At 55.4% G+C, this 1,668-nt stretch carries 2 protein-coding genes; both read left to right on the top strand.

The features are described from left to right. On the top strand, positions 1 to 985 hold a 985-nt coding region (locus EOA85_RS34715), incomplete at its 5' end, for a DUF294 nucleotidyltransferase-like domain-containing protein (protein ID WP_164760107.1). Beyond that, a partial coding sequence (locus EOA85_RS34710; protein WP_127212683.1) for a hypothetical protein occupies positions 985 to 1,668 on the top strand: 684 nt, incomplete at its 3' end. The genes EOA85_RS34715 and EOA85_RS34710, both read left to right, overlap by 1 nt.

Raw genomic sequence — 1,668 nt, 5'->3', positions numbered from 1 at the left:
TTTGCGTAGCGCCAAGAAGTTGCAACAGCTGGCCGGATTGGTAGGAGATTTGCTACCTACCGACGAAGGCAGTTTCGTCGTGTTCGGGTCAATGGCGAGGAGGGAGTTCACGGTCGGCAGCGATCTCGACTGGACCATCCTTATAGATGGACGCGCGGACTCTCTGCACCTTCGATTGGTTCACCAATTGCGGAACAGGTTGGCCGAGGCGAACTTCGGGAAGCCCGGTCCCACGGAGGTCTTCGGGGGGCTAATTTTCAGTCACGATCTGGTTCACGCGGTCGGTGGAGATGAGGATACAAACAACAACATGACGCGCCGGCTCCTTCTCTTGCTGGAATCGGCCGCAGTGGACGCCCCGGGTAGCCATGAAGTCCGAAGCCGCATCGTCAACGCCATCCTGAGCCGTTACGTCCAAGAGGATGCGAGCTTCATTCGGTCTAATACCCGCGCCGATAGGATACCTCGCTTCCTGCTAAACGATGTTGTACGTTTCTGGCGGACGATGGCAGTGGATTACGCCAACAAATATCGGGCCAGAGCCGGTGATAAGTGGGCCCTCCGGAACATCAAGCTTCGCATGTCGCGCAAGCTTTTGTTCGTGTCAGGCTTCTTTATGTGCATCTCTTGGGCACTCAGGGACCAACAGGGCGAGGACGACTCCTTTGTCACGCAGCACCTAGTCGATCACTTGACGAATTGGGCGCAGAGGACCCCACTGGAATCTTTGGCGGGGATCGTCTCCCGATACGCGCCCTCTCTCGCTCCTGACATATTCGACAATTACGATTCCTTCCTCGCGCTACTCAACGACAATGAGAAGCGAACCGGACTGGAAAAATTGTCTCCAGATGATGCCTATGAGGATGGAGTATTTCTTGAGGCACGAAACGTAGCTACCCAGTTCGATACGGCTCTGACCAAGCTGTTGTATGAATCCAATGACGACTTCACGGCATTGGTGAAGAAGTACGGAGTATTCTGATGGCAGTAGTCGGATTCTCGACTGGCGCGATTGCGTTAGATGATTTCGCGACCGCGCTGCAGTTACTCGCCCCCACCCGCGCTAAAGCAGTCGAGTTATCGGCGTTGCGGATGGCTGAACTACCGGCGCTATTGGCGGCGCTTCCGCTTCGCCTTCCAGAGCTACGACGCCGGTACGAGTACATCAGTTTTCATGCGCCGACCAACTTTGATAACGAGAACGACCTTGTTGTTCAGCTGAAGGTCGTTGCAGACATGGGTCTAAACATCGTCGTGCATCCCGATACGATCCAGGACACCCGAGTTTGGAGGTCGCTTGGAGCGCACCTTTGCCTCGAAAACATGGACTCACGTAAACCGGCGGGCCGCACCGCCGACGAACTTCAGCACTACTTCGATCAACTCCCAGATGCGAGGTTGTGCTTCGACGTTGCCCATGCTCGACAGGTTGACTCCTCGATGACCGAGGCTGTCCGTATTTTGCGACGTTTCGGCAATCGACTTGCTCAGGTCCATATCAGCGAGGTCAACAGCAAGGGACGCCACTTCGCGATGTCATTCGCAGCCAAGCTCGCCTACGAACCCTTTGCCGCGCGGCTTTCCCTGAAACCGGTAATCATTGAGTCAATGGTCGGACCGGACGAGATCGTGCACGAGATTTCTGAGACCGAGAAGATTTTGAAC

It is taken from the genome of Mesorhizobium sp. M5C.F.Ca.IN.020.29.1.1 (assembly GCF_003997375.1).
GTDB classification, from domain to species: Bacteria; Pseudomonadota; Alphaproteobacteria; order Rhizobiales; family Rhizobiaceae; genus Mesorhizobium; species Mesorhizobium wenxiniae.
The sequence above is the reverse complement of the archived record's forward strand: the minus strand, read 5'-3'. Positions and strand labels throughout refer to the sequence as shown.